Raw genomic sequence first — 25,426 nt, 5'->3', positions numbered from 1 at the left:
CCCGGGCCTACAGCGGGGGCAGGGCCGGGAGCGGGCCGCCGGCCACGGTCAGGACGGCTCCGGTGCGCCTGCCCGCGAGCCAGCCCAGCAGGTCGGCCGGGGGGCCGGTGACGGTCACCCCGGGCCCGTCGTCCGCCTCCCGTCCCGTGCTCCACGCGCGCGTGCCGTCCGTGAGGCGCGTGGAGGGCACCTCGGGGTGCCCGGAGAACCGGTCGGCGAGGAAGGCGATCTCCCGCTCCGTGAACTCCGCCGGCAGATCCTCCAGCTCGTACCCGATCCCCAGGTCCACGTGGTGCAGCTCCACCTCCACCCACCGGCGGAACGGCACCCGGGACGCGGAGTCCGTGACCCCGCCCCGCAGCTCGACCGTGCGCGACCAGTCCGCCGGAGCGTCCGCGGCTGCCTGGAAGCGGGCCGCGCTCTCGCGCAGGTCGGCGAGGTGGACGTCGAGGGCGCGCGGGGCGTCCCGCTCGATGTCGGCGTCCCGGGCCTCGCCGGAGACGTACATGGGGCGGCCCTCCAGGACGTTCACCAGAGCGTCCGCGTTGCGGGCGAGGTGGGCCAGGACGTGGCCGCGGGTCCAGCCGGGCAGCCGTGACGGCTCCGTCACAGAGGCGTTGTCCAGTTTGCCGACTGCGCTCAGCAGCAGCTCGGTGGCGTCACGTACAGACGCCAGGTCATGCGCGTGATCAATCATGGTGCTGACCCTAGCCCCGCCACACCTTCGGGTGAAGGTGGTGCACCAGTGCCGTAAATCGAAAGCACGTGCTATATGGTCGGACGTGGCGTCGGGCATGCTGGAGAGCCGGGGTTTGTTGGCAACCCGTGAATCCGACCGGCGTTGTCAGTGGCTCCCCCTAGTCTGAGAAAGACGGGGGCCCCGCCCCTGTCACTTCTCTCAAGAAAGGTGCGGACCGGCGTGGCCGACCGTCTCATCGTTCGTGGAGCGCGCGAGCACAACCTCAAGAACGTCTCGCTCGACCTCCCGCGCGACTCGCTCATCGTCTTCACGGGCCTGTCGGGGTCGGGCAAGTCCTCGCTGGCCTTCGACACCATCTTCGCCGAGGGACAGCGGCGCTACGTGGAGTCGCTCTCCTCGTACGCCCGGCAGTTCCTCGGCCAGATGGACAAGCCGGACGTCGACTTCATCGAGGGCCTGTCCCCGGCTGTCTCCATCGACCAGAAGTCGACCTCGCGCAACCCGCGCTCCACGGTCGGCACCATCACCGAGGTCTACGACTACCTGCGCCTGCTCTTCGCGCGCATCGGCAAGCCGCACTGCCCCGAGTGCGGCCGCCCGATCTCCCGCCAGTCGCCGCAGGCCATCGTCGACAGGGTCCTGGAGCTGCCCGAGGGCAGCCGCTTCCAGGTGCTGTCGCCGCTGGTGCGCGAGCGCAAGGGCGAGTTCGTCGACCTCTTCGCCGACCTCCAGACCAAGGGCTACTCCCGCGCGCGGGTGGACGGCGAGACCATCCAGCTGTCGAACCCGCCGACGCTGAAGAAGCAGGAGAAGCACACCATCGAGGTGGTCGTCGACCGCCTCACCGTCAAGGACTCCGCCAAGCGCCGCCTGACCGACTCCGTGGAGACCGCCCTCGGCCTGTCCGGCGGCATGGTCGTGCTCGACTTCGTCGACCTCCCGGAGGACGACCCCGAGCGCGAGCGCATGTACTCGGAGCACCTGTACTGCCCGTACGACGACCTGTCCTTCGAGGAGCTGGAGCCCCGCTCCTTCTCCTTCAACTCGCCCTTCGGCGCCTGCCCGGACTGCACCGGCATCGGCACGCGCATGGAGGTCGACCCGGAGCTGATCGTCCCGGACGAGGAGAAGAGCCTCGACGAGGGCGCCATCCACCCCTGGTCGCACGGCCACACCAAGGACTACTTCGGCCGCCTCATCGGCGCCCTGGCCGACGCGCTCGGCTTCCGTACCGACATCCCCTTCGCGGGCCTGCCGCAGCGTGCCAAGAAGGCCCTGCTGCACGGCCACAAGACCCAGGTCGAGGTCCGCTACCGCAACCGCTACGGCCGTGAGCGCCGGTACACCACGGCCTTCGAGGGCGCCGTCCCCTTCGTCAAGCGCCGGCACAGCGAGGCGGAGAGCGACGCCAGCCGCGAGCGCTTCGAGGGCTACATGCGCGAGGTGCCCTGCCCCACCTGCGCGGGCACGCGCCTGAAGCCGGTCGTCCTCGCGGTCACGATCATGGGCAAGTCCATCGCCGAGGTCTCCGCCATGTCCATCAGCGACTGCGCGGACTTCCTGGGCGAGCTGAAGCTCACCGCCCGCGACAAGAAGATCGCCGAGCGCGTGCTGAAGGAGGTCAACGAACGGCTGCGGTTCCTGGTCGACGTCGGCCTGGACTACCTCTCCCTCAACCGCGCGGCCGGCACGCTCTCGGGCGGCGAGGCCCAGCGCATCCGCCTGGCCACCCAGATCGGCTCCGGCCTCGTCGGCGTCCTGTACGTCCTGGACGAGCCCTCCATCGGCCTGCACCAGCGGGACAACCACCGGCTGATCGAGACCCTGGTGCGGCTCCGGGACATGGGCAACACGCTCATCGTCGTCGAGCACGACGAGGACACCATCAAGACCGCCGACTGGGTCGTCGACATCGGCCCCGGCGCCGGTGAGCACGGCGGCAAGGTCGTGCACAGCGGCTCCCTGAAGGAGCTGCTCGCCAACGAGGAGTCGCAGACCGGCCAGTACCTGTCCGGCAAGAAGGCCATCCCGCTGCCCGACATCCGGCGCCCGCTGGACCCGTCCCGGCAGCTCACGGTGCACGGCGCCCGGGAGAACAACCTCCAGGACATCGACGTCTCCTTCCCGCTGGGCGTGTTCACCGCCGTCACCGGCGTCTCCGGCTCCGGCAAGTCGACCCTGGTCAACGACATCCTGTACACGCACCTGGCCCGCGAGCTGAACGGCGCGAGGAACGTTCCCGGGCGGCACACGCGCGTGGACGGCGACGACCTCGTCGACAAGGTCGTGCACGTGGACCAGTCGCCCATCGGCCGCACCCCCCGCTCCAACCCGGCCACGTACACCGGAGTCTTCGACCACATCCGCAAGCTGTTCGCCGAGACCACCGAGGCGAAGGTCCGCGGCTACCAGCCCGGCCGCTTCTCCTTCAACGTCAAGGGCGGCCGCTGCGAGAACTGCGCGGGCGACGGCACCATCAAGATCGAGATGAACTTCCTCCCGGACGTCTACGTCCCGTGCGAGGTCTGCCACGGCGCCCGGTACAACCGGGAGACCCTGGAGGTCCACTACAAGGGCAAGTCCATCGCCGACGTCCTGAACATGCCGATCGAGGAGGCCACGGAGTTCTTCGAGGCGGTCCCCGCGATCTCCCGCCACATGAAGACCCTGAAGGACGTCGGCCTCGGCTACGTCCGGCTCGGCCAGGCCGCGACCACCCTCTCCGGCGGCGAGGCGCAGCGCGTGAAGCTCGCCAGCGAACTGCAGAAGCGCTCCACCGGCCGCACGGTCTACGTCCTGGACGAGCCGACCACCGGTCTGCACTTCGAGGACATCAGCAAGCTGCTGAAGGTCCTGTCCGGCCTGGTCGACAAGGGCAACACGGTCATCGTCATCGAGCACAACCTCGACGTGATCAAGACCGCCGACTGGATCGTCGACATGGGCCCCGAGGGCGGAGCCGGCGGCGGCCTGGTCGTCGCAGAGGGCACGCCCGAGCAGGTCGCCGGGGTCCCCGCGAGCCACACCGGCAAGTTCCTGCGGGAGATCCTCGGCGCCGACCGCGTCAGCGACGCCTCCTCGGTGAAGGCACCGCGCAGGACGGCCAAGAAGACCGTCCCCGCGCAGTCCAGGACGGGCAGGACCGCCACCAAGACGGTCAACAGCACCGCCGTCAAGAAGACAGCCGCCAAGACCACGAAGGCCGCCGCGAAGAAGACCACGCGCACGACCAAGGGCTGAGGGCTCCCGCCGAACGCGTCGCGCCCCCACAGGGACTCCCTGTGGGGGCGCGGGCGCGTTCACTGCGTGGTCAGGCGCCCTTCGGCTCCACGAACTGCATGTCGAGCTGGATCTTCACCACGTCCCCGAGCAGGCCGGGCGCGAAGTCGAGCCCGAAGTCGCTGCGCCGGATCTCGCCCGTCGCCTCGAACCCGGCGTGCCGGCTGCCGTCCATGGGCACGTCGACCAGCCCGCCGAACTCCACGGCGAGCGTCACCGGGCGGGTCACGTCGCCGATCGTCAGCTCGCCCTCCATGGTCCAGTCCTCGCCCTCGCCCGACACCCGCGTCGAGCGGTACGTCATCGTCGGGCGCTTCTCGACGTCGAGCAGGTCGGCGGCGCGTACGTGCGCGTCCCGGTCGGCGTTGCCGGTGTTCACCGAGGCCAGGTCGATCGTCGCGGAGACCCGCACGTCCTCGGCCCGTTCCCCGACGAACAGCCCGGCCTCCAGGCGCTCGAACCGCCCCCGCACCTTGGCGATGCCCAGGTGACGGATGGTGAAGTTCACGGAGGAGTGGAACGGGTCGAGGGCCCAGTGACCCGGAGCGAGCGGCAGGGCAGTGGTGGCGGTGGTGGCGGTGTCATTCGTCATGCCCTCCACCCTGAGGGCCGCGCGGCCCCGGAGGGAGACCGGCCGGAGCCTGGTAGTGACGGGGCCACCCTCCGCGCCCGCGGGCGCTGTACGTTCGGCGGGTGAGCGACAACGAGTTGGGCACGTACCTGCGCACCTGGCGCGAGGCCGTCACCCCCGCGGAGGCCGGCCTGCCCGCGGGGCCCCGGCGGCGCACCCCCGGCCTGCGGCGCGCCGAGCTGGCCACGCTGGCCGGCATCAGCGTCGAGTACCTCACCCGGCTGGAACAGGGCCGCGACCGCAACCCGTCCGCCCAGGTGCTCGGCGCCCTCGCCGACGCCCTGAACCTGTCCCTGGCCGACCGGATGCTGCTCCGCCGCCTGACCAAGGAAGCGGACGGCGGTGACCCGCTGGTCTGCGCGGCGGCCCCGACGCTCAGCCGCACGGCGCGCCCGACCGTACGGGCCGTCCTCGACCACCTGGAACCGGCCCCCGCCGCGGTGGTCAACTGGATCGGCGACGTCCTCGCCCACACCGCCGGGTACGAGCGGCTGGTCGGCCCCATCGGCCTGCTCGACGACGAGCGGCCCAACCTGCTCCGGCACCTGTTCACCGACGAGCGGGCCCGCAGCGCCTACCGCGACTGGGACCGGGTGGCCGACGACCTCGTCGCCCGGCTCCGGCACGGCGTCCCTCTCCGGGACCCGCACCTCGCCGAGCTGGCCGAGGAGCTGACGGTGACGGCCGGGGCGGACTTCGCCGACCGGTTCGCCGACCTCACCACGACACCGCGGCGGACCGGCTCCCAGCACCTCGAACACCCCCAGGCCGGCTCGCTGCGCCTGCTGCACGAGACGCTGGCGCTTTCCGACGAGGGCCAGCGCATCATCGTCCACCTGCCCGCGGACGACGCCACAGCCGCCGCCCTGGACCGCCTCAACGGCCGCCGCCCCGGCGCGCTGCGAGCGGTGGCGGGGACGGGCTGAGGCGCCCTGGCGTGGTGTGAGCGGTGGCGGGGACGGGCTGAGGCGCCCTGGCGTGGTGTGAGCGGTGGCGGGGACGGGCTGAGGCGTCCCGGCGTGGTGTGAGCGGTGGCGGGGACGGGCTGAGGCGTCCCGGCGTGGTGTGAGCGGTGGCGGGGACGGGCTGAGGCGCCCTGGCGTGGTGTGAGCGGTGGCGGGGACGGGCTGAGGCGTCCCGGCGTGGTGTGAGCGGTGGCGGGGACGGGCTGAGGCGTCCCGGCGTGGTGTGAGCGGTGGCGGGGACCGGCTGAGGAACCCCGGCGCGCTGCGAGCGGTGGCCGAGCGCCTGACATGACTCGGCGTGCTGCGAGCCGCTGACAGGCCTGGGCGCGCCACGGCCGCCGGCCGAGCCGCTGAGCGGAACTCGGCGCGCCACCGCCGTCGGCCGGCCCGGGGCCCGTCAGTCGTCCAGCTCATGCGCGTACGGCGGCTCGGCCCCCGCGCGCGAGCACGTGACGGCCGCCGCCCGGGCCGCGAAGCCCAGCAGCTCCGCCCAGCCGTCGGGGCCCAGGGCGGCCAACGCCCGCCCGCCGAGCGCCTCGCGCACCGCGAGCCCGTGCAGCAGGGCCGCGTTGACCGTGTCGCCCGCGCCGATCGTGTCCACGACGTCCACCCGCTCGCCCGGGACCGTGTACGTGCCGCCGTCGGCGGTGAAGGCGGTCAGCCCGTCGCCGCCCCGGGTGATCACGACCGCCGCCGGGCCGGCCGCCAGCCACTCCTGGGGCGTGCCGCCGAGCCACCGGGCGTCCTCCTCGGACAGCTTCAGCAGCGTCACCGACGGCAGCCAGCTCTTGAACCGCGCCCGGTACGCGTCCGCGTCGGGGATCAGCCCGGCCCTGATGTTCGGGTCCAGCGCCGTGAACACGCCCTGCGCGGCCGCCGAGCGCATCAGCTCCTCGTACGCGCTCGCCCCCGGCTCCAGCACCAGCGAGCACGTGCCGAACGAGACCGCGCGGGTGCCGGGCGGCAGCGCGGACGGCGCCGTGAACAGCCGGTCCGCCGTCCCGTCGACGTAGAAGGAGTACGCGGCCGAGCCGTCCTCCCCGACCGCGGCGACGGCGAGCGTCGTCGGCTCGGTGCCCCGCTGCACGGACGCCACGTCCACGCCGGTCTCCCGCAGCCGGTCCAGCAGGGCCTCCCCGAAGGCGTCGTACGACACCCGCGAGCAGAAGGCGGCGGGGGAGCCGAGGCGGCCCAGCGCCACCGCCGTGTTGTACGGGCCGCCGCCGAGCGCCGGCTGCAGTGCCGCCAGGGCGCCTGCGCCCTGCGGTACCAGGTCGATCAATGCCTCACCGGCTACGACGATCACGACGGGGTTCCTTTCTCGGACGGGTCGGGGCAGCCGCACGACGTGCGGTGGACGAAGGCGCAGGGCAGCCGCACGGTCCGGACGGGCCGGTCCGGCTCGGCGAGACGCTCCAGGAGCACCTGCACGGCCCGGGCGCCGATGTCCTTGCTGGGCTGTGCGATCGCGGTGAGCCGTGGCGCGAACAGGTCCGCCCAGGCGAAGTCGTCGAAGCTGCACAGCGCGACGTCGCCCGGCACGGACAGGCCCTGGTCGCGCAGCGCCCGCAGCGCCCCGATGGTCATGGCGTTGTTGCCGGTGACCAGCGCGGTGGGCGGCACGGCGAGGGACAGCAGGGCCGCGGTGGCCGCCGCGCCGCCGGCCGACTCCGAGTCACCGTGCACGAGGAGCCGCTCGTCGTACGGCAGGCCCGCGAAGGCGAGGCCGCTGCGGTAGCCCATGATCCGCTCGCTCGTGGTGCTGAGCCCCGGCAGCCCCGCCACCAGCCCGATCCGCCGGTGGCCGAGCCCGGCGAGATGGGTGACCAGCCGGGACGTCGGTTCGGCGTTGTCGGAGCAGACCTGGTCGAAGCGCGGACCGCCGTCCGCCCCCGGCGCGTCCACCAGCCGGTCCAGGAACACGGCCGGGACGGCGTGCCGCCCCAGGTACGCGAGCAGCCCCCGGGGATCTGCGGAGGGCGCGACGATCATGCCGTCCACCCGGCGCTCGTGCAGCAGCTGGACGACCTTGCGCTCGTGCTCGGGGTCGTCGTGCGGATCGGCGATGAGCAGGCTGTAGCCGGCCTCCAGCGTGGCGGCCTCGACGCCCTGGAGGATCTCCGTGAAGTACGGGTTGCTGATCGCCGACACCGCCAGCCCGATGGACCGGGTGCGGGACGTCACGAGGGAACGGGCCAGCGTGTTCGTGGTGTAGCCGAGCTCCTCCACGGCGTCCAGGACCGCCTGGCGGGTGTGCGGCAGCACCGGCCGGGTGCCGTTCAGCACGTGCGACACGGTCGCCACCGAGACACCGGCGCTCCGTGCGACGTCGGCCATGGTCGGCATGCCGCTCCCTCCTCCGCTGTGCGCCCAGGCGGGGAACGTATCGCATCCAGGGCAGGACGTAAACGCTTGCGCAAGCGTTTACGTCCGGCCCCGGACGCCAGCCCCGGACGCCGACGCCGACGCCGACGCCGACGCCGAATGCCGACGCCGCCCAGCCCCGCGTCCGGCCCCCCGCCGGACCCCCTACTCCCAGTCCCAGCCGATCCCCAGGAACCCGGCCCGCACCCGCGGCTCCACCAGATGCACCGACCGGTGCCGCCCGCTCATCGCCAGCTCCTGGCAGCCGCTCCGGGGCGCCGCCACCGACGCCTGGGCGAACCGGTGGCAGCGCACCGGGAGGGCCGCCGCGTCGAAGCACACCTGGAGCGCGTACTGGCCGCCGGCGGAGTCGAAGCCGCGGACGTACTCGCGTGAGACGCCCGCCGTGCCGTCCTCGACGCCGTACCGGAAGAGGAACGTGTCCCCGGCCCGCAGCCGCGTGTCGAAGAGCAGCTCGGCCGCGAGCACCCCCGTGTCGCCGTGCCGGCGGACCCGTCCGACACGGCAGTTCTCCAGGGCGTGCACCGCCATGCGCTCCACCACGGCTCCCCGGTCGCCGTGGTGGACGGCCACGAAACGGTCGACGCCGTCCCGGTGGGCGCGCACGATGTGGTGCGACTCCCGCCCTGCCAGCTCGCGCCGCGCCCCGATCCGGAGCCGCTCGTGGTGCGCGAGGGTGTGCAGGCCCCCGTCCGGCGGGCAGCCCAGCTCGGCCAGCAGCTGGTCCAGGACTCCGGAGGCCTCGACGAGGGAGCGGTAGGACCGGGACGCGGACCGCTGCCCCCCGGACAGACTGTCGGCGGAGTCGGCGAGCAGCCGGATCAGCGACTCCTCGGGCAGCTCCAGGATCTCCTCCAGGGCGCGCACGGCCCGCAGCGACTCGGGCCGCTGCGGGCGCCTGGCCCCCTGCTGCCAGTAACTCAGGCTGGTGACACCGACCTTCACGCCGTGGCGGGACAGATGGTGCTGCACCCGCTGCAGCGGCAGTCCGCGGGCGGCGATCGCGGCCCGCAGGGCGACGTGGAAGGGGCCGCCTCGCAGGGCCGAGTCCAGTTCCGCGGTGACGACGTCCGCGTGCTGTGGGGCGTGCGGCATGCAGGGGCCTCTCTGTGAGTCGGCGACGGCTGGTCAGACCGTTCGCACGGGGCGCCCGGGGCCGTCCGGCCGGCGCAGGGGGGCTCTTCACATCCGTACGCCGTCGTTCAGGGTCCCGAGTTCCCCCGCATTGAAGCGTGTTGACCTGGTCCCGACAACACCTGATGCCGGACAGTGATGTACTCCCGGCGGGGGCGCCCAGGACATGCGAACGCCCGGGGCGCGCGCCCCGGGCGTTCACAGCCGACAGTGAGCTTCTACGAGCGCTCGCTCGAGCCCTTCTCGAGGGCGAGGCGCTTGGCCCGCACTATGTCGGGGTCGCGCGGGTCCAGGACGTCGCGCAGCGCGAACGCCTCGTCCGCGTACCGGCGGGCCCGGCCGGTCCGCCGGGTTTTCTCGATCCGCATCCGCTTCATCTGCGCAGCCCTCCGACCCGTGGCCCGCCCGCTCCGCACCCGGAGCGGCCGGTCCGCACCGACAACCTGTGTCTGCACCGACACGGCCTCCGTCCGCCGGACGTCGCCGTGTCCCCGTGGGAAGCCTGCATTCCCGCTCCCGGCCCGCCGTAACCCCGGCACGGGACATGCCGTTGGAAACTGCCTGCCGCCGGGCCCGGGATCGCGCCCCGCTCTCCGGCCGGACTGTCGGTGCTCGCCAGTAGGGTGTGAGACATGGCCGACCCCTCCAGCTACCGCCCCAAGCCGGGTGAGATCCCCGACTCGCCGGGGGTCTACAGGTTCCGTGACGAGCACCGCCGGGTGATCTACGTCGGAAAGGCGAAAAGCCTGCGCCAGCGCCTGGCGAACTACTTCCAGGACCTGGCGGGCCTGCACCCGCGCACCCGCTCCATGGTCACCACGGCCGCCTCCGTGGAATGGACGGTGGTGTCCACGGAGGTCGAGGCGCTCCAGCTGGAGTACTCCTGGATCAAGGAGTACGACCCCCGGTTCAACGTCAAGTACCGCGACGACAAGAGCTACCCCTACCTCGCGGTGACGATGAACGAGGAGTACCCGCGCGTGCAGGTGATGCGCGGTCACAAGAAGAAGGGCGTGCGCTACTTCGGGCCGTACGCGCACGCGTGGGCGATCCGCGACACGGTCGACCTGCTCCTGCGCGTCTTCCCCGTGCGCACGTGCTCGGCGGGTGTCTTCAAGAACGCCGCCCGCACCGGCCGCCCCTGCCTCCTCGGCTACATCGGCAAGTGCTCGGCCCCCTGCGTCGACCGCGTCTCCGCCGAGGAGCACCGCGAACTGGCCGACGAGTTCTGCGACTTCATGACCGGTCGGACGAACACGTACATCCGCCGCCTGGAGAAGCAGATGGGCGAGGCGGCCGAGGAGATGGAGTACGAGCGGGCGGCCCGTCTGCGCGACGACATCGAGGCCCTGAAGAAGGCCATGGAGAAGAACGCGGTCGTGCTCGCCGACGCGACCGACGCCGACCTCATCGCGGTCGCCGAGGACGAGCTGGAGGCGGCCGTCCAGATCTTCCACGTGCGCGGCGGACGCGTCCGCGGCCAGCGCGGCTGGGTCACCGACAAGGTCGAGGAGATCACCACCGGCGCCCTCGTCGAGCACGCCCTGCAGCAGCTCTACGGCGAGGAGACCGGGGACGCCGTCCCCAAGGAGGTCCTCGTCCCCGCCCTGCCCGACCCCGTGGAGCCAGTCCAGGAATGGCTCACCGGCCGGCGCGGCTCGAACGTCTCGCTGCGCATCCCGCAGCGCGGCGACAAGAAGGCCCTCATGGAGACCGTGCAGCGCAACGCCCAGCAGGCGCTCGTGCTGCACAAGACCAAACGCGCCTCCGACCTCACCACCCGCTCGCGCGCCCTGGAGGAGATCGCCGACGCCCTCGACCTGGACAGCGCCCCGCTGCGCATCGAGTGCTACGACATCTCCCACCTCCAGGGCGACGACGTGGTGGCCTCCATGGTCGTCTTCGAGGACGGGCTCGCCCGCAAGAGCGAGTACCGCCGCTTCCAGATCAAGGGCTTCGCCGGACAGGACGACGTCCGCTCCATGCACGAGGTGATCACCCGCCGCTTCCGGCGCTACCTCGCCGAGAAGGAGAAGACCGGCGAGTGGACCGAGGACAAGGACGGCGGCGCCGAGGGCTCCCCGGGCGCCCTGACCGGCACGGAGACACCGGCCGGCCCCGACGTCATCACCGCCTCGGGCGCCCCGGCCGGCCCGGGCGGGCTCACCGAGGACGACGGCCGCCCCAAGAAGTTCGCCTACCCGCCCCAGCTCGTGGTCGTCGACGGCGGCGCCCCGCAGGTCGCGGCCGCCCGGCGGGCCCTGGACGAGCTGGGCATCGACGACATCGCCGTGTGCGGCCTGGCCAAGCGCCTGGAGGAGGTCTGGCTGCCCGGCGACGACGACCCGGTGATCCTGCCCCGCACCAGCGAGGGCCTGTACCTGCTCCAGCGGGTCCGTGACGAGGCCCACCGCTTCGCGATCACCTACCAGCGCACCAAGCGGTCCAAGCGGTTCCGCTCCAGCCCCCTGGACGACGTCCCCGGCCTCGGAGACACGCGCAAGCAGGCACTTCTCAAGCACTTCGGTTCGTTGAAGAAATTGCGATCCGCCACCATCGACCAGATCTGCGAGGTCCCGGGCATAGGCCGCAAGACCGCCGAGACGATCGCGGCGGCCCTCGCCCAGGCGGCCCCGGCCGCACCCGCCGTCAACACGGCGACTGGAGAGATCATGGAAGAGGAACCCGGCACCATGGGTTCCAGTGGGGAGCCCGTGACGATGGGCGCCCCGGACGAACGACGGGGGCAGGAGACATGAATGTGAACGAGCACGACGGGCAACACGAGCAAGCCGGAGACGGAGCACAGGTGAGTACGGGCACGCCCAATGACAAGGCCCCGGTCCCGGAGGCGGCCATCCCCGAGCTGGTGATCATCTCCGGCATGTCGGGGGCCGGCCGCTCGACGGCCGCGAAATGCCTGGAGGACCTGGGCTGGTTCGTCGTCGACAACCTGCCGCCCGCGCTGATCCCCACCATGGTGGAGCTCGGCGCCCGCTCCCAGGGCAACGTGGCCCGGATCGCCGTCGTCGTCGACGTCCGCGGCCGCCGCTTCTTCGACAACCTCCGCGAGTCCCTCGCCGACCTGGAGGCGAAGAACGTCACCCGGAGGATCGTCTTCCTGGAGTCCTCCGACGAGGCGCTGGTGCGCCGCTTCGAGTCGGTGCGCCGTCCGCACCCCCTCCAGGGCGACGGCCGCATCGTCGACGGCATCGACGCCGAGCGCGAGCTGCTGCGCGAGCTGCGCGGCGACGCCGACCTGGTGATCGACACCTCCAGCCTCAACGTGCACGAGCTGCGCGCCAAGATGGACGCCCAGTTCGCCGGCGAGGAGGAGCCGGAGCTGCGGGCCACGGTCATGTCGTTCGGCTACAAGTACGGCCTGCCGGTCGACGCCGACCTCGTCGTCGACTGCCGCTTCCTGCCGAACCCGCACTGGGTCCCGGAGCTGCGTCCCTACACGGGCCTCAACGAGGAGGTCTCGGGCTACGTCTTCAACCAGCCCGGCGCCAAGGAGTTCCTCGACCGCTACACCGAGCTGCTTCAGCTCGTCGCCACCGGCTACCGCCGCGAGGGCAAGCGCTACGTGACCATCGCCGTGGGCTGCACGGGCGGCAAGCACCGCTCGGTCGCCATGTCGGAGAAGCTCGCCGCCCGGCTCGCCGCCGAGGGCGTGGAGACGGTGGTCGTACACCGGGACATGGGACGCGAATGACACGACGTACTCCGCGGCTGAGCCGGCTGCGCCGGGTGATGCCCGAGGGCAACACCGGCGGAAAGGGCGGCCGGCCCGCCGAGGCCCGGGGCGGCAGACCGCGCCGCCGCGGCACCCAGCCCAAGGTCGTCGCCCTCGGCGGCGGCATGGGCCTGTCCGCCTCGCTCGCCGCCCTGCGCCGGATCACCGGCGACCTCACCGCCGTCGTCACCGTGGCCGACGACGGCGGCTCCAGCGGCCGGCTGCGGGACGAGCTGGGCGTGCTGCCGCCCGGCGACCTGCGCAAGGCGCTGGCCGCGCTCTGCGGTGACGACGACTGGGGCCAGACCTGGGCCCGGGTCATCCAGCACCGCTTCCAGTCCAAGGGCGACCTGCACGAGCACGCGGTCGGCAACCTGCTGATCGTCGCCCTGTGGGAGCAGCTCGGCGACCACGTCCAGGCGCTCGACCTGGTCGGACGGCTGCTCGGCGCCCAGGGCCGCGTGCTGCCCATGTCCGCCGTCCCGCTGGAGCTCCAGGCCCTCGTCAAGGGCCACGACCCGGATCGCCCGGACGAGGTGGACACGGTCCGCGGCCAGGCCACGGTCGCCCTCACTCCGGGCGAGGTGCAGTCCGTGCACCTGGTGCCGTGCGACCCGCCGGCCGTGCCCGAGGCGGTCGAGGCCGTCCTGGACGCGGACTGGGTGGTGCTCGGCCCCGGCTCCTGGTTCTCCTCGGTCATCCCGCACCTGCTGGTGCCCGAGCTGCTGGACGCGCTCACGCAGACGAAGGCCCGCCGGGTACTCTCCCTGAACCTCGCCCCGCAGCCCGGAGAAACCGAGGGCTTCTCCCCGCAGCGTCATTTGGAGGTTTTGGGACGACACGCCCCTAAACTCGCCCTGGACGTGGTGCTGGCCGACGAGGCCGCCGTGCCCGACCGCGACTCCCTGACCGATGCCGCCAAGCGGTTCGGGGCCGCGGTCGAGCTGGCGCCGGTGGCCCGGCCCGACGGGACCCCGAGGCACGACCCGGAGCTGTTGGCCGCCGCGTACGACCGTATTTTTCGGATGCATGGAAGGATCGGCCCATGGCGATGACGGCAGCGGTGAAGGACGAGATCTCCCGGCTCCCCGTCACCCGGACCTGCTGCAGAAAGGCGGAGGTCTCCGCCATCCTGCGGTTCGCCGGCGGCCTCCACCTGGTGAGCGGTCGGATCGTGATCGAGGCGGAGCTGGACACCGCGATGGCGGCCCGCCGCCTCAAGCGGGACATCCTGGAGATCTTCGGCCACGGCTCCGAACTGATCGTGATGGCCCCGGGCGGGCTGCGCCGCGGCTCGCGCTACGTGGTGCGGGTGGTCGCGGGCGGCGACCAGCTCGCCCGCCAGACCGGCCTGGTCGACGGGCGGGGCCGCCCGATCCGCGGCCTGCCCCCGCAGGTGGTCTCGGGTGCCACCTGTGACGCCGAGGCCGCCTGGCGTGGCGCGTTCCTGGCGCACGGCTCGCTCACCGAGCCCGGCCGCTCCTCCTCCCTGGAGGTGACCTGCCCGGGCCCCGAGGCGGCGCTCGCCCTGGTCGGCGCCGCCCGCCGCCTGTCGATCGCCGCGAAGGCCCGCGAGGTGCGCGGGGTGGACCGGGTCGTCGTCCGCGACGGCGACGCGATCGGCGCCCTGCTCACCCGCCTCGGCGCCCACGAGTCGGTGCTGGCCTGGGAGGAGCGCCGGATGCGCCGCGAGGTGCGGGCCACGGCGAACCGGCTGGCCAACTTCGACGACGCGAACCTGCGCCGCTCGGCCCGCGCGGCCGTCGCCGCCGGCGCCCGGGTGCAGCGCGCCCTGGAGATCCTCGGCGACGACGTCCCCGAGCACCTCGCCGCGGCCGGCCGGCTGCGCATGGAGCACAAGCAGGCCTCCCTGGAGGAGCTGGGCGCGCTCGCCGACCCGCCGCTGACCAAGGACGCCGTCGCCGGCCGCATCCGCCGGCTGCTGGCCATGGCCGACAAGCGCGCCTCCGACCTCGGCATCCCGGGCACGGAGGCGAACCTCAGCGAGGAGCTGGCCGACAACCTCGTCGGCTGACGACAGGTCGTCAAGGAGCCGGTGCCGGAGCCCACTTGGGTGACCGGCACCGGCTTTCGCGTGTCGCTGAGGCGCCCTTGACTCGATCATGGACTGTCATGAGCCTGGCATCTGTTCGCTGCTGTGGCGAACCCACGCTAGGGGGGTTCATGAGACGAAGAGCGAGATCGATCCTCGCTGTCGGCGCGCTCCTGATCGGCGGAGCGAGCATCGCGCCCATCGCCCAGGCACAACCGGAACGCACACCCCCGTCCGACCCGGACGAAGTCAAGGTCTTCCGCGCCGACGTCACCCACGAGCAGGTACCCCTGCTGCTCGCGGCCGGCCAGGACGGCCACGAACTCAGCGAGCAGGTGCCCGAGAAGGGCACGGCCACCATCGAGGTCATCCTGACCGACCAGCAGGCGAAGAAGCTGGCGAAGCAGGGCGTCGACCTCACCGAGCACGACCTCTCCACCAAGGCGGAAGCCCGTGTCGAGGCCGCCGCCGAGGGCGTGTTCCGCCCGTACAGCGGCAAGGGCGGCATCAAGGAGGAGATCCTCAGGACCGCGCAGGAGAACCCCGGCCTCACCAAGGTCGTCTCCATCGGCAAGACGGTCAGGGGCCAGGACATCCTCGCGCTGAAGCTCACCAAGGGCGCCAAGAAGACGAAGGACGGCTCCAAGCCCTCGGTCCTCTACTTGTCCAACCAGCACGCCCGAGAGTGGATCACGCCGGAGATGACCCGGCGCCTGATGCACCACTACCTGGACAACTACAAGAAGGACCGGCGCGTCAAGAAGATCGTCGACTCCACCGAACTGTGGTTCGTCATCTCGGCCAACCCCGACGGCTACGACCACACCTTCGCCGCCGACGCCAACCGCCTGTGGCGCAAGAACCTGCGGGACGTCAACGGCGACGGCGTCATCGGCACCGGCGACGGCGTCGACCTCAACCGCAACTTCGCCTACAAGTGGGGCTACGACAACGAGGGCTCGTCCCCCAACCCCACCAGCGAGACCTACCGCGGCGCCGGACCCAACTCGGAGCCGGAGACCAAGGCTCTGGACGCCTTCCAGAAGCGGATCGGCTTCACGTACGGCATCAACTACCACTCCGCCGCCGAACTCATCCTCTACGGGGTCGGCTGGCAGGTGGCCACGTCCACCCCGGACGACGTGGTGTACGAGGCGCTCGCCGGTACGCCCGAGAACCCCGCGATCCCCGGTTACCACCCGCAGGTCTCCTCCGAGCTGTACACCACCAACGGCGAGGCCGACGGCCACGCGGCGAACGTCAACGGCCTGGCGATGTTCACCCCGGAGATGTCGACCTGCCAGACGGCCTCCAACGCCGACCCGAACGACGAGTGGAAGGCGTCCGACTGCCGGTCGATCTTCACCTTCCCCGACGACGAGAAGCTGATCCAGCAGGAGTTCGCCAAGAACGTCCCGTTCGCGCTCTCCGTCGCCGAGTCCGCCTCGCACCCCGACCGGCCGTCCTCGTCGGTCGGACTGAGCGCGGCCGACTTCACCCCGGCCGCGTTCCCGACGTCGTACTCGCGCGGCGCCGACCAGGAGGTCTCCGTCGTCGCACGGAAGTCGCTGCGCGACAAGGAGCTGAAGTACCGCGTCAACGGCGGCCGCACCGAGGACATGGCGCTCAAGCCCTGGAAGGGCGGCGAGACCTACGGCGGTGAGGACAACCTCTACTTCGACGAGTACCGGGCGGAGGTCAAGGACGGCGACCCGGGCGACAAGGTCGAGGTGTGGTTCACCGCGGAGACGCGGAACGGCAAGAAGGTCTCCAGCAAGCGCTTCACCTACACCGTCGCCGAACGGCCCCGCGCGGACACCCTCGTCGTCGCCGAGGAGGGCGCGACCGCCACGCAGGCGCAGAAGTACGTCGACGCGCTCAAGGCCAACGGCCGCCGGGCGGCCGTCTGGGACGTCGCCGAACGGGGCGCGCCGGACGCGCTCGGCGTGCTGAGCCACTTCGACACCGTCGTCCACTACACCGGCGCGGGTGTCCCCGGCAAGGCCACCCAGCTGCAGCTGCGCGCCTTCCTCAACGAGGGCGGCCGGCTGATCGAGGCCGGCGAGCAGGCCGGCGGCAGCGTCGACCTCGGCGGCGGCACCCTGTCCGACGACTTCAGCCAGTACTACCTGGGCGCCTACAGCCGGACCTCGGCGGCCGGAGCCACCGGCTTCACCGGCTCCGGTGAGCTGGGCGGCTTCACGGGACCGCTCGCCGCGGCGCCCGGCAACCCGCTGGACAAGGCCGGCCGGTACGGCGTCACCTCCGACGAACTGCCCGCCGAGAAGTTCCCGCAGTTCGCGAGCGAGGGCGCCGGACAGTTCGCCGGGGCGGTCAACCCCTTCGGCCCCTACGCGGGCTCCTCGATGGCCGCCGCCGTCCACACCGACGACGCCTACAAGCGCCTCACCCGCACCGTGGACCTCACCGGCGTCACGGCGGCCGACCGGCCCACCCTGCGCAGCCGGCTGATGTGGGACACCGAGCCCGGCTACGACAACGTCCTGGTCGAGGCCCACACCGCGGGCGCCGACGACTGGACGACCCTGCCCGAGGCGGGCGGCGCCACCAGGACCACGGTGCCGACGGACTGCGAGGGCGGCTTCTACGTCCGTGAGCACCCCTGGCTGAAGCACTACCTGACCCAGTCGGACGACGGCTGCACCGCCACCGGCAGCACCGGGTCGTGGCACAGCCTCACCGGCACCTCCAGCGGCTGGCAGCAGGTGGAGTTCGACCTGAGCGCCTACGCCGGCCGGACCGTCGAGGTCTCGATCAGCTACGTCACCGACCCGGGCACCGGCGGCTACGGCGTCCTGGCCGACGAGGCCTCGCTCGTCGTCGGCGGCACGGCGAAGGAGACCGAGGGCTTCGAGACCTCGCTCGGCGTCTGGAAGGTCGCCGGACCGCCCGCGGGCAGCCCCGCCGTCACCAAGGACTGGACCCGCACCGGGGCCCTGGTCCAGACGTACGGCGCGGTCACCACGGACGACACCGTGCTGCTGGGCTTCGGCCTGGAGCACGTCGCCACGCCCGCCGGCCGGGCGGCCCTGATGAAGAAGGCACTCGCGTCCCTGGACGTGTGACCTGCCCCGGAGGGGGAACTCCCGGGTCAACAGGCACCACTCCGGGTAGCGAAATCGAGTGATCCCGCTCTCGGAGGCGGGCGGTCCGTACCCCTACTGGCCGGTACGGACCGCCCTGCCGTGTATGGGGCATCTGGATGTCACCACCGGGGCCTCAGGGAGGTAGGGTCGGAGGCGGTCGGGGACATCCCAAACAGAGCTCGCCGGCTCTTCATGGCCGGCGTACCAACGAGGAGATCGGTTCGTGACGATCCGCGTAGGCATCAACGGCTTCGGCCGCATCGGTCGTAACTACTTCCGCGCGCTGCTGGAGCAGGGTGCAGACATCGAGATCGTGGCTGTCAACGACCTGGGTGACACCGCGACCACCGCTCACCTGCTGAAGTACGACACGATTCTGGGCCGCCTCAAGCAGGAGGTCTCCCACACCGCCGACACGATCACCGTCGACGGCAAGACCATCAAGGTCCTCTCCGAGCGCAACCCCGCCGACATCCCGTGGGGCGAGCTGGGCGTCGACATCGTCATCGAGTCGACCGGCATCTTCACCAAGAAGGAAGACGCCGCGAAGCACCTGGCCGGCGGCGCCAAGAAGGTCCTCATCTCGGCTCCCGCCAAGGACGAGGACATCACCATCGTGATGGGCGTCAACCAGGACAAGTACGACCCGGCGAACCACCACGTCATCTCCAACGCCTCCTGCACCACCAACTGCGTGGCGCCGATGGCCAAGGTCCTCGACGAGAACTTCGGCATCGTCAAGGGCCTGATGACGACGGTGCACGCGTACACGAACGACCAGCGCATCCTGGACTTCCCGCACAAGGACCTGCGCCGCGCCCGTGCCGCCGCCGAGAACATCATCCCGACCACGACCGGTGCCGCCAAGGCCACCGCCCTGGTCCTGCCGCAGCTCAAGGGCAAGCTGGACGGCATCGCGATGCGCGTCCCGGTCCCGACCGGCTCGGTCACCGACCTGGTCGTCGAGCTCGGCCGCGAGGTCACCAAGGAAGAGGTCAACGCCGCCTTCCAGAAGGCCGCCGAGGGCGAGCTCAAGGGCCTCCTCGAGTACACCGAGGACCCGATCGTCTCCTCCGACATCGTCAACGCCCCGGCGTCCTGCACCTTCGACTCCTCCCTGACCATGGTCCAGGAGGGCAAGAACGTGAAGGTCATCGGCTGGTACGACAACGAGTGGGGCTACTCCAACCGCCTCGTCGACCTCACGGTCTTCGTCGGCGACCAGCTCTGATATCCAGAGCAGGCACCTCGATGTGAGAGCAGGGCTCGGGCGGCGCGGGGACGCGCCGCTCGAGCCCTGACTCACGTCCTGATCATGTTGGATCACGAGCGCTTCCGAGCGATCACGAGCCCTCCCCAGGAGTCCCCTTCATGAAGACGATCGACGAACTTCTCTCCGAAGGCGTCGCCGGCAAGCGGGTCTTCGTCCGCGCCGACCTGAACGTGCCGCTGGACGGCACCACCATCACCGACGACGGCCGCATCCGCGCCGTGCTGCCCACCGTCAAGGCGCTGGCCGAGGCGGGCGCCCGCGTGGTCGTCGCCTCCCACCTGGGCCGCCCCAAGGGCGCCCCGGACCCGGTCTTCTCCCTCGCTCCCGCCGCCGCGCGCCTCGGTGAGCTGCTCGGCGCCGACGTGGCGTTCGCGACCGACACGGTCGGAGAGTCCGCCCGGGCCACCGTCGCCGGCCTCGCCGACGGCCGGGTCGCCGTCGTCGAGAACCTCCGCTTCAACGCCGGCGAGACCAGCAAGGACGACGCCGAGCGCGGCGCCTTCGCGGACCGGCTCGCCGCCCTCGCGGACGTCTACGTCGGCGACGGCTTCGGCGCCGTGCACCGCAAGCACGCGTCCGTGTACGACCTCCCGGCGCGGCTGCCGCACTACGCCGGCTACCTGATCGCCAACGAGGTCGGCGTCCTCAAGAAGCTCACCGACGACGTCAAGCGCCCCTACGTCGTCGCGCTCGGCGGCGCCAAGGTCTCCGACAAGCTCGCCGTCATCGACCAGCTGCTCGGCAAGGCCGACCGCATCCTCATCGGCGGCGGCATGGCCTACACCTTCCTCAAGGCCAAGGGCTACGAGATCGGCAAGTCCCTCCTGCAGGAGGACCAGATCCCGGCCGTCCGGGAGTACATCGAGCGGGCCGAGAAGACCGGTGTCGAACTGGTCCTGCCCGTCGACACCCTGGTCGCGGCCGACTTCCCGGACCTGAAGACCAAGGCCCCGGCCAACCCCACCACCGTCGCCGCGGACGCCATCCCGGCCGACCAGGAGGGCCTCGACATCGGGCCCGAGACCCGCAAGCTGTACGCGTCCAAGCTCGCCGACGCCGCCACCGTCTTCTGGAACGGTCCCATGGGCGTCTTCGAGCACCCCGACTACGCCGAGGGCACCAAGGCGGTCGCCCAGGCCCTCGTCGACTCCAAGGGCTTCACCGTGGTCGGCGGCGGAGACTCCGCCGCCGCCGTGCGCACCCTGGGCTTCGACGAGACGGCATTCGGCCACATCTCGACCGGTGGCGGCGCCTCTCTCGAATACCTCGAGGGCAAGACGCTCCCCGGCCTCGCCGCACTGGAGGACTGACCTACATGGCTGCATCTAATCTTTCTGGGCGCACGCCGCTGATGGCGGGCAACTGGAAGATGAACCTCAACCACCTCGAGGCCATCGCCCACGTCCAGAAGCTCGCCTTCGCCCTGGCCGACAAGGACTACGAGGCCGTCGAGGTCGCCGTCCTGCCGCCCTTCACCGACCTGCGCTCCGTGCAGACCCTGGTCGACGGCGACAAGCTCAAGATCAAGTACGGCGCCCAGGACATCTCGGCGCACGACGGCGGTGCCTTCACGGGCGAGATCTCCGGCCCGATGCTGGCCAAGCTGAAGTGCACCTACGTCGCCATCGGCCACAGCGAGCGCCGCCAGTACCACGGCGAGACCGACGAGCTGGTGAACGCCAAGGTCAAGGCCGCCTACAAGCACGGTCTGACTCCCATCCTGTGCGTCGGTGAGGAGCTGGAGGTCCGCGAGGCGGGCAACCACGTCGCCCACACCCTCGCCCAGGTCGAGGGCGGCCTGAAGGACCTCCCCGCCGAGCAGGCCGAGACCGTCGTGATCGCCTACGAGCCCGTCTGGGCCATCGGAACCGGCAAGGTCTGCGGCGCCGAGGACGCCCAGGAGGTCTGCGCGGCGATCCGCGGCAAGCTCGCCGAGCTGTACACCCAGGACGTGGCCGACAAGATCCGCATCCAGTACGGCGGCTCGGTGAAGTCGGGCAACGTCGCGGAGATCATGGCCCAGGCCGACATCGACGGCGCCCTGGTCGGTGGCGCCTCCCTGGACGCCGACGAGTTCGTCAAGATCGTGCGCTTCCGCGACCAGTGAGTAGGCCGTAGCGGCGATCCGTCGTACCCTTGCGGGGTCCAGCGCTGTGCTGGGCCCCGCGTCGTCCATCCGCATCCGAGGAAGTTGGTCCAGCCGTGGTTCTGGGGTTCTCCATCGCCCTGATCGTCTTCAGCCTGCTGCTGATGCTGCTGGTGCTGATGCACAAGGGGAAGGGCGGCGGCCTCTCCGACATGTTCGGTGGCGGCATGCAGTCCTCCGTCGGCGGCTCCTCGGTCGCCGAGCGCAACCTCGACCGGATCACCGTCGTGGTCGGTCTGTTGTGGTTCGCGTGCATTGTCGTGCTCGGCATCCTGATGAAGGTGAACAACTGACCGAGCCGCAATCCGCACGGAACTCGCACGTAGGGCCCCATGTTCGGTACGCGCAGCTGAGCGCGGCCTATCATGGGGCTTGCGTCTAGGTGTGAGGGTTGTAACTCCAATCACTGGACGCGCGTTGGGCCTTACGTAGACTGAGGCGCTCGCGGCGAAGCGGAACGCCGACTCGCTTCGCGGCACCATCACGCAGGGAGTTACGACCGTGGCAAGTGGCAACGCGATCCGGGGAAGCCGGGTCGGGGCGGGGCCGATGGGCGAGGCCGAGCGCGGTGAGTCCGCGCCCCGGCTGCGCGTCTCCTTCTGGTGCTCCAACGGACACGAGACCCAGCCGAGCTTCGCCAGCGACGCGCAGGTGCCCGACACCTGGGACTGTCCCCGCTGCGGCTTTCCGGCCGGCCAGGACCGGGACAACCCCCCGGACCCGCCGCGCACCGAGCCCTACAAGACGCACCTGGCGTATGTGCGGGAACGGCGCAGTGACGCGGACGGCGAGGCGATCCTCGCCGAGGCGCTCGCCAAACTGCGGGGCGAGATCTAGGAGTTGAGACCGGCCGGGCACCAGCGGGTGCCCGGCCGGAGCTGCTTTCCCGGTCCGCCGGCGACCGATTGTCAGTGGTGCCCTCTACGGTTTGTGCATCGGGCGAACCGTGAGGGGGAGCAGTGACGACGGTCGAGGTGGAGGGCGTGCGCGCGCCCGCGTGGCGCGGTGGCTTCGGGCGGCTGTGGAGCGCCGCCGTGCTGTCCAGCTTCGGTGACGCGCTGCGCACGGCCGCGCTGCCCCTGCTGGCCGTCACGCTCACCGACGAGCCGCTGCTCATCGCCTCCGTCACGGCCTGCGGCTATCTGCCCTGGATCGTCTTCGGCCTGCTCGGCGGGGCCGTCGCCGACCGCGTGGACCAGCGGCGCGCCATGTGGCTGGTGGACGCGTTACGCGGGCTGCTGGTCGCCGCCTTCGCGGTGGCCGTCGCCCTCGGCCACGCCTCGATCGGCCTGCTCATCGTGCTGGCCTTCGCCCTCACCACTCTGCAGACCCTCTTCGACAACGCGGCCACGGCGCTGCTGCCCGCCCTGGTCGACCGGGACGCGCTCGGCGGCGCCAACGCCCGGCTGATGACCGGCCAGCGCATCGCGGGCGGCCTGCTGGGCGGGCCCCTCGTGCCGCTGCTGCTCGCGGCCGGGGCGGCCGTGCCGTTCGCGGCCGACGCCGTGACCTTCCTGGTGGCCGCCGCGCTGATCGCCTCGCTGCCGGCCGCCGCGCCCGACCGGAAGCCGAGACCTGCGGGCAGCACGCTGCGCCGGGAGATCGCCGAAGGGCTGCGCGCGCTGGCCCGGGACAAGGCCCTGCGCGGGCTGTGCGCCGCCACCGCCCTGTGCAACATCGGCATGGGCGCCCTCGTCGCCACCCTCGTGGTCCTGGTGACCGGCTGGCTCGACGCCGGCAACGCGGGATACGCGGCGGCCATGACCGCGTACACGGCGGGCAGCCTGGCCGGGGGAGCCGTCGGCGGCCGGCTCGTCGCCCGCTTCGGACGGATGCGCATGGTGCTCGTCGCCGGGACCGCGCAGACCGCCGCGCTCCTCGTCATGGGCTCGGTGCGCAGCATGGTCGCGCTGGTGGCGGCCCTGGCCGTCTTCGGGTTCATGGGAATGGTGTGGAACGTCAACACCACCACGCTGATGCAGCAGCGCAGCCCCGCCGAGCTGCTGGGCCGCGTGAGTTCCGCCTACCGGACGCTCGCGATCGCGGGAGCGCCCCTCGGCGCGCTGCTCGGCGGAGCCGCCGCCACGGCCTGGGGCGAGAACACCCCGGCCCTGCTCGCCGCCGCCTTCCTCGTCCTGTCCGTCACCGCGCTGATACCGGGGCGCCGTGCGGACGTACCTGTTGTTGCGCCGCAGGACGGTGCGACGACAGGCCACGGCAACCGCTGATCAATTAGGTTGGGACCGGCAGCGGGGCGGTTACGCAGCAGCACAGGCAGGACAGGAAAGAGGCTGAAGTCCGAGATGAACGCAGACGGCCGTACCAGGCTCAACCAGACGCCCGAGTGGACGGCACTGGCCAAGCACCGCGAGGAGCTGGGCGATGTCCGGCTGCGCGAGCTGTTCGCCGCCGACGCCGGCCGCGGCACCGCGTACACCCTCCGGGTCGGCGACCTGTACGTCGACTACTCCAAGCACCTCGTCACCGACGACACGCTCCGGCTGCTGCGCGAACTGGCCTCCGCCACCGACGTGTTCGGGCTCAGGGACGCCATGTTCCGCGGCGAGAAGATCAACACCACCGAGAACCGGGCCGTGCTGCACACCGCGCTGCGCGCGCCGCGGGACGCGGTCGTCGAGGTCGACGGCGAGAACGTGGTGCCCGGTGTGCACGCCGTGCTCGACAAGATGGCCGACTTCGCGGACCGGGTGCGCTCGGGCGAGTGGACCGGCCACACCGGCAAGCGGATCCGGAACATCGTCAACGTCGGCATCGGCGGCTCCGACCTCGGGCCCGCGATGGCCTACGAGGTGCTGCGGGCCTTCACCGACCGCTCCCTGACCCTGCGTTTCGTGTCGAACGTGGACGGCGCCGACCTGCACGAGGCGATCCGCGACCTCGACCCGGCCGAGACGCTGTTCATCATCGCCTCCAAGACCTTCACCACCATCGAGACGGTCACCAACGCGACCTCCGCGCGCTCCTGGCTGCTGGCCGCGCTCGGTGACGAGGCCGCCGTCGCCCGGCACTTCGTCGCCCTGTCGACGAACGCCGAGAAGGTCGCCGAGTTCGGCATCGACACGGCCAACATGTTCGAGTTCTGGGACTGGGTCGGCGGCCGTTACTCCTACGACTCCGCGATCGGCCTCTCCCTGATGATCGCGATCGGCCCGGACCGCTTCCGGGAGATGCTCGACGGCTTCCGCATCGTCGACGAGCACTTCCGGACCGCGCCGGCCGAGTCCAACGTGCCGCTGCTGCTGGGCCTGCTGGGCATCTGGTACGGCAACTTCCACGACGCCCAGTCGCACGCGGTGCTGCCGTACAGCCACTACCTGTCCAAGTTCACGGCCTATCTCCAGCAGCTCGACATGGAGTCCAACGGCAAGTACGTCGGCCGGGACGGGCGCGAGGTGGAGTGGCAGACCGGGCCGGTGGTGTGGGGCACGCCGGGCACCAACGGGCAGCACGCCTACTACCAGCTCATCCACCAGGGCACGAAGCTGATCCCGGCGGACTTCATCGGCTTCGCCCGGCCGGTCGCCGAGTTGAGCGACGAGCTGCGGGCGCAGCACGACCTGCTGATGGCCAACTTCTTCGCCCAGACGCAGGCGCTCGCCTTCGGCAAGACGCCGGACGAGGTGCGGGCCGAGGGCGTGCCGGAGGAGCTGGTGCCGCACAAGACGTTCCGGGGCAACCACCCGACGACGACGATCCTGGCGCCCGAGCTGACGCCGTCCGTCCTCGGTCAGCTGGTCGCGCTCTACGAGCACAAGGTGTTCGTGCAGGGCGCGGTGTGGAACATCGACTCCTTCGACCAGTGGGGCGTGGAGCTGGGCAAGGTCCTCGCCAAGCGCGTCGAGCCCGCGCTGACGGAGGGCGCGGAGGTCGAGGGCCTGGACGCTTCCACGAAGGCGTTGGTCGCGACGTACCGGGAGCTGCGCGGGCGGCAGTGACGAGCCGCGGGGTGCGAGACCGCCGGACGGTTGAGGCCGCCGGTCAAGAAGCCGCCGGGCG

General features: G+C 71.5%; 20 protein-coding genes. 14 read left to right on the top strand and 6 right to left on the bottom strand.

Translation table 11 applies throughout. The features are described from left to right. Positions 1-7: 7 nt before the first annotated feature. On the bottom strand, positions 8-697 hold the full coding sequence (locus C1703_RS08960; RefSeq protein ID WP_114251399.1) for a maleylpyruvate isomerase family mycothiol-dependent enzyme: 690 nt from the start codon (positions 695-697) through the stop codon (positions 8-10). A gap of 222 nt (positions 698-919) precedes the next feature. Between C1703_RS08960 and uvrA the strand changes: the two genes are divergently transcribed. Then, positions 920-3,940, top strand: coding sequence for an excinuclease ABC subunit UvrA (gene uvrA, locus C1703_RS08955; protein ID WP_114251398.1), 3,021 nt, complete (start codon positions 920-922; stop codon positions 3,938-3,940). A gap of 70 nt (positions 3,941-4,010) precedes the next feature. Here uvrA and C1703_RS08950 read toward each other — a convergent pair whose 3' ends face one another. Next, positions 4,011-4,571 (bottom strand): YceI family protein, encoded by a 561-nt coding sequence (locus tag C1703_RS08950; protein ID WP_114251397.1) that lies wholly within the window; start codon positions 4,569-4,571, stop codon positions 4,011-4,013. Between the two features lie 101 nt (positions 4,572-4,672). Between C1703_RS08950 and C1703_RS08945 the strand changes: the two genes are divergently transcribed. Further along, positions 4,673-5,536, top strand: a complete 864-nt coding sequence (locus C1703_RS08945) for a helix-turn-helix domain-containing protein (RefSeq protein ID WP_114251396.1) — start codon at positions 4,673-4,675, stop codon at positions 5,534-5,536. Between the two features lie 436 nt (positions 5,537-5,972). Here C1703_RS08945 and C1703_RS08940 read toward each other — a convergent pair whose 3' ends face one another. The 4 genes from C1703_RS08940 to C1703_RS39225 form a co-directional block, all read right to left on the bottom strand. Continuing rightward, positions 5,973-6,881 (bottom strand): carbohydrate kinase, encoded by a 909-nt coding sequence (locus tag C1703_RS08940; protein WP_114251395.1) that lies wholly within the window; start codon positions 6,879-6,881, stop codon positions 5,973-5,975. After that, a complete protein-coding gene (locus tag C1703_RS08935; protein WP_114251394.1) occupies positions 6,878-7,921 on the bottom strand; it encodes a LacI family DNA-binding transcriptional regulator in 1,044 nt (347 codons plus the stop codon). Before C1703_RS08935 ends, C1703_RS08940 begins: the two co-directional genes overlap by 4 nt. A gap of 183 nt (positions 7,922-8,104) precedes the next feature. Beyond that, positions 8,105-9,055: a hypothetical protein gene (locus C1703_RS08930; protein WP_114251393.1), complete on the bottom strand. Its 951-nt coding sequence runs from the start codon at positions 9,053-9,055 to the stop codon at positions 8,105-8,107. A gap of 257 nt (positions 9,056-9,312) precedes the next feature. Beyond that, on the bottom strand, positions 9,313-9,462 hold the full coding sequence (locus C1703_RS39225; RefSeq protein ID WP_198678498.1) for a hypothetical protein: 150 nt from the start codon (positions 9,460-9,462) through the stop codon (positions 9,313-9,315). A gap of 264 nt (positions 9,463-9,726) precedes the next feature. Between C1703_RS39225 and uvrC the strand changes: the two genes are divergently transcribed. From uvrC to pgi, 12 genes are all read left to right on the top strand, one after another. Beyond that, complete coding sequence (gene uvrC / locus C1703_RS08925) at positions 9,727-11,853, top strand: excinuclease ABC subunit UvrC (protein ID WP_114251392.1); 2,127 nt, start codon at positions 9,727-9,729, stop codon at positions 11,851-11,853. Then, on the top strand, positions 11,850-12,809 hold the full coding sequence (gene rapZ, locus C1703_RS08920) for an RNase adapter RapZ (RefSeq protein WP_037757037.1): 960 nt from the start codon (positions 11,850-11,852) through the stop codon (positions 12,807-12,809). Before uvrC ends, rapZ begins: the two co-directional genes overlap by 4 nt. Further along, positions 12,806-13,885, top strand: coding sequence for a uridine diphosphate-N-acetylglucosamine-binding protein YvcK (yvcK, locus tag C1703_RS08915; RefSeq protein ID WP_114251391.1), 1,080 nt, complete (start codon positions 12,806-12,808; stop codon positions 13,883-13,885). The genes rapZ and yvcK overlap by 4 nt, the downstream gene beginning before the upstream one ends. After that, positions 13,876-14,865 carry a DNA-binding protein WhiA gene (whiA, locus tag C1703_RS08910; RefSeq protein ID WP_114251390.1) on the top strand — a complete coding sequence of 330 codons (990 nt, stop codon included), beginning with the start codon at positions 13,876-13,878 and terminating at the stop codon, positions 14,863-14,865. The genes yvcK and whiA overlap by 10 nt, the downstream gene beginning before the upstream one ends. A 149-nt stretch (positions 14,866-15,014) precedes the next feature. Continuing rightward, the gene (locus tag C1703_RS08905) at positions 15,015-17,969 is read left to right on the top strand and encodes a M14 family metallopeptidase (protein WP_114251389.1); all 2,955 of its coding nucleotides are present in this window, start codon (positions 15,015-15,017) and stop codon (positions 17,967-17,969) included. A 244-nt stretch (positions 17,970-18,213) separates the two neighbouring features. Beyond that, positions 18,214-19,221: a type I glyceraldehyde-3-phosphate dehydrogenase gene (gene gap / locus C1703_RS08900; protein ID WP_031121201.1), complete on the top strand. Its 1,008-nt coding sequence runs from the start codon at positions 18,214-18,216 to the stop codon at positions 19,219-19,221. 140 nt (positions 19,222-19,361) lie between these two features. After that, entirely contained in the window at positions 19,362-20,573 is a 1,212-nt protein-coding gene (locus C1703_RS08895) for a phosphoglycerate kinase (RefSeq protein ID WP_114251388.1), read from the top strand. Between the two features lie 41 nt (positions 20,574-20,614). Further along, positions 20,615-21,370 carry a triose-phosphate isomerase gene (gene tpiA / locus C1703_RS08890; protein WP_031121199.1) on the top strand — a complete coding sequence of 252 codons (756 nt, stop codon included), beginning with the start codon at positions 20,615-20,617 and terminating at the stop codon, positions 21,368-21,370. Between the two features lie 101 nt (positions 21,371-21,471). Next, positions 21,472-21,702, top strand: coding sequence for a preprotein translocase subunit SecG (gene secG / locus C1703_RS08885; RefSeq protein WP_009300451.1), 231 nt, complete (start codon positions 21,472-21,474; stop codon positions 21,700-21,702). Between the two features lie 208 nt (positions 21,703-21,910). Further along, positions 21,911-22,246, top strand: a complete 336-nt coding sequence (locus C1703_RS08880) for an RNA polymerase-binding protein RbpA (protein WP_078066843.1) — start codon at positions 21,911-21,913, stop codon at positions 22,244-22,246. A gap of 122 nt (positions 22,247-22,368) precedes the next feature. Then, positions 22,369-23,637 carry an MFS transporter gene (locus C1703_RS08875; protein WP_114251387.1) on the top strand — a complete coding sequence of 423 codons (1,269 nt, stop codon included), beginning with the start codon at positions 22,369-22,371 and terminating at the stop codon, positions 23,635-23,637. 75 nt (positions 23,638-23,712) lie between these two features. Continuing rightward, the gene (gene pgi / locus C1703_RS08870; protein ID WP_114251386.1) at positions 23,713-25,365 is read left to right on the top strand and encodes a glucose-6-phosphate isomerase; all 1,653 of its coding nucleotides are present in this window, start codon (positions 23,713-23,715) and stop codon (positions 25,363-25,365) included. The last annotated feature ends 61 nt before the right edge of the window (positions 25,366-25,426 follow it).

Origin of the sequence: Streptomyces sp. Go-475 (genome assembly GCF_003330845.1) — a bacterium.
GTDB lineage: Bacteria > Actinomycetota > Actinomycetes > Streptomycetales > Streptomycetaceae > Streptomyces.
The sequence above is the reverse complement of the archived record's forward strand: the minus strand, read 5'-3'. Positions and strand labels throughout refer to the sequence as shown.

Excerpts from the sequence above, each read along its gene's own strand:
- C1703_RS08960 (WP_114251399.1), bottom strand. The coding sequence starts at position 697 with ATGATTGATCACGCGCATGACCTGGCGTCTGTACGTGACGCCACCGAG.
- C1703_RS08950 (WP_114251397.1), bottom strand. The coding sequence starts at position 4,571 with ATGACGAATGACACCGCCACCACCGCCACCACTGCCCTGCCGCTCGCT.
- C1703_RS08935 (WP_114251394.1), bottom strand. The coding sequence starts at position 7,921 with ATGCCGACCATGGCCGACGTCGCACGGAGCGCCGGTGTCTCGGTGGCG.
- C1703_RS08930 (WP_114251393.1), bottom strand. The coding sequence starts at position 9,055 with ATGCCGCACGCCCCACAGCACGCGGACGTCGTCACCGCGGAACTGGAC.
- C1703_RS39225 (WP_198678498.1), bottom strand. The coding sequence starts at position 9,462 with ATGCGGATCGAGAAAACCCGGCGGACCGGCCGGGCCCGCCGGTACGCG.
- uvrC (WP_114251392.1), top strand. The coding sequence starts at position 9,727 with ATGGCCGACCCCTCCAGCTACCGCCCCAAGCCGGGTGAGATCCCCGAC.
- rapZ (WP_037757037.1), top strand. The coding sequence starts at position 11,850 with ATGAATGTGAACGAGCACGACGGGCAACACGAGCAAGCCGGAGACGGA.
- yvcK (WP_114251391.1), top strand. The coding sequence starts at position 12,806 with ATGACACGACGTACTCCGCGGCTGAGCCGGCTGCGCCGGGTGATGCCC.
- whiA (WP_114251390.1), top strand. The coding sequence starts at position 13,876 with ATGGCGATGACGGCAGCGGTGAAGGACGAGATCTCCCGGCTCCCCGTC.
- C1703_RS08905 (WP_114251389.1), top strand. The coding sequence starts at position 15,015 with ATGAGACGAAGAGCGAGATCGATCCTCGCTGTCGGCGCGCTCCTGATC.
- C1703_RS08895 (WP_114251388.1), top strand. The coding sequence starts at position 19,362 with ATGAAGACGATCGACGAACTTCTCTCCGAAGGCGTCGCCGGCAAGCGG.
- tpiA (WP_031121199.1), top strand. The coding sequence starts at position 20,615 with ATGGCGGGCAACTGGAAGATGAACCTCAACCACCTCGAGGCCATCGCC.
- pgi (WP_114251386.1), top strand. The coding sequence starts at position 23,713 with ATGAACGCAGACGGCCGTACCAGGCTCAACCAGACGCCCGAGTGGACG.